Origin of the sequence: Corallococcus sp. CA053C (assembly GCF_003611675.1) — a bacterium.
In the GTDB taxonomy this organism is placed as follows: domain Bacteria; phylum Myxococcota; class Myxococcia; order Myxococcales; family Myxococcaceae; genus Corallococcus.
This window is the reverse complement of the sequence record NZ_RAWA01000711.1, coordinates 1-2285: the sequence shown is the minus strand read 5'-3', so window position 1 is coordinate 2285 and position 2285 is coordinate 1. Positions and strand designations below refer to the sequence as shown.

Sequence of the window (2285 nt, the reverse complement as noted above, 5' to 3'; positions counted from 1 at the left end):
GGGCACCGAGCGCCGCCGGCACGTCCGCGCGCACCACCACCGTCTCCCCCTCCAACAGGGCCTGCCCCGGCGCGAGCGCCACCAACCCCTCCAGCATCTCCTGGACCACTTCGCGCGGCGCATTGACGAGCTTCTTCACCTTCGACACCTCGGGGCATGACGGATGGACCGGGCAGCACACCCACCCTTCCGTCCCCCTTCCACGCCGTCAAGCCACACGCGCGCCGCAAGCCCGCCGCCCGACGATTGCGTGACGAATCCCGCTTTCCCATTGACTCGCGACCATTTCTGAAGATGATTCTCATTATCATTAGCTGTTCATGATCCCTCCCGGCAGGCCCGGAGCACGTTGCTCCGGGCCCTGGCCGAGCCATGTCTGGCATTGCCGGACCCGGGCAGGGCCGACGTGTGTCTGGATTCCAGGTGACTGTCTTGAGTGACGCATCCCCCGTCGCGCGCGAGCGCACGCTGCTGTGGCTCCTGGCGGCCGTGCAGTTCACGCACGTCGTCGACTTCATGATGCTGATGCCGCTGGGCCCCCTGCTGATGCAGCGGATGGACCTGTCCGCCACGCGATTCGGCGCGCTGGTGTCCGCGTACACGCTGGCGTCCGCGGCCATGGGCGTGCTGGGAGTGTTCTGGTTGGACCGGCTGGAGCGCAAGCGCACGCTCCTGATGCTCTACGCGGGCTTCATCACCGCGACGCTCCTGTGCGGCGCGGCCACCGGGCCCGTGGGGCTGCTCCTCGCGCGCACCGTGGCCGGCTCCTGCGCGGGCCTGATGGGCGCGGTCGTCATCGCCATCGTCAGCGACGTGGTGCCGGCGGAGCGCCGGGGGCAGGCCATTGGCACCGTGATGACGGCGTACGCGCTGTCCGCGGTGGCGGGCGTGCCGCTGGGCCTGGCGCTCGCGAACCAGTGGGGATGGCGCGCTCCGTTCGTCGTGCTCGCGGGGCTCGCGGGGCTCGTGTGGCTCCTGCTCCTGCGCTTCCTCCCCCGGGTGGACGGCCACCTCGCCCGGAGCGCCCCGAGCCTGATGCCCGCGGACACCCGCGCGCCCTCCAGCGTCTTCACGCCGCGCCTCGCGCTGGGCTGGGGCCTGACCTTCACGGTGGTGTTCGCCAGCTTCCTGCTCATCCCCTACCTGGGCGCCTTCATGGTCGGCAACCTGGGCCTGTCGCTGACGGACCTGCCCTGGGTGTACCTGGCCGGCGGCGCGGCCACGCTCGTGAGCTCGCGGTGGATTGGCCGGCTGGCGGATCGCCTGGGCCCGTCGCGGGTGCTGGCCGGACTGCTCGTCGCCACCATGGCGCCGCACCTGCTCTTCACGCACCTGCCCGCCTCTCCGCTGCCGGTGGTCGCGGCGGTGTTCGTGCTCTTCATGACGCTGACGTCCGGCCGGGCCATCCCCACCATGGCGCTCGTCGCGTCGCGGGTGCCGCCCTCGCTGCGGGGGCGCTACCTCGCGGTGAACATGGCCGCCAGCGACGGCGCCTCCGGGCTCGCGGCGTGGATGGGCGGACTCCTGCTCTCCACCGCGCCCGACGGCGCGCTCATCGGCTTCGGCCCGCTGGGCTGGCTCGCGGTGGCGCTCTCCACGCTCTCGCTGGGCCTGCTCTGGGTCTTCGACGGTCGCGCCGCGAGGCTCGGCGCCACGCCCACCCCCTGAATCCCTCTCACCCCGCAACCGACAAGGAACCCTCCATGTCCCAGGTATCGCCCCGTCACCCGTCCCTGCCGCGCCCCATCGAGGGTGCCATCAAGCTGGAGCGTTCGAACCAGCTCCTCGAGGAAGCGCGCAGACTCGTCCCCGGCGTCACCCAGACGATGATGAAGAAGCCGGACCACTTCGCCCCCGGCGCCTTCCCCGTGTTCCTCACCCGGGGCCAGGGCGCGCTGGTGGAGGACGCGGACGGCCAGCAGTACATCGACTACATCGGGGCCCTGGGCGCGAACCTCCTGGGCCACAACCACCCGGCCGTGGCGGAGACCATCCGCAAGCACCTCGCCGAGGGCATCATCCACTCGCTGCCCACGCCGGTGGAGGTCTCCTCCGTGCGCGCCCTGGTGGACGTCATCCCCGGCGCGGAGATGGCGCGCTTCTTCAAGACGGGCGCGGATGCCACGTCCGCCGCCGTGCGCCTGGCTCGCCACATCACCGGCCGCGAGAGCATCGTCACCGTGGGCTACAACGGCTGGCACGACCACTTCATGTATGACACGCCGGGCATCCCCTCGGCCGTGGCGAAGCTCACCACCCGCCTGCCCCTCTTCACGCCCCCGGAC

The 2285-nt window shown here is 71.4% G+C and carries 2 protein-coding genes; both read left to right on the top strand.

Features of this window, described 5'->3' with window-relative positions:
• Window positions 1-423 precede the first annotated feature (423 nt).
• Window positions 424-1668 carry a myxochelin export MFS transporter MxcK gene (gene mxcK / locus D7V97_RS42450; RefSeq protein WP_233583603.1) on the top strand — a complete coding sequence of 415 codons (1245 nt, stop codon included), beginning with the start codon at window positions 424-426 and terminating at the stop codon, window positions 1666-1668.
• Between the two features lie 35 nt (window positions 1669-1703).
• The coding region (locus D7V97_RS42445; protein WP_120616201.1) for an aminotransferase class III-fold pyridoxal phosphate-dependent enzyme at window positions 1704-2285 on the top strand (582 nt) is incomplete at its 3' end.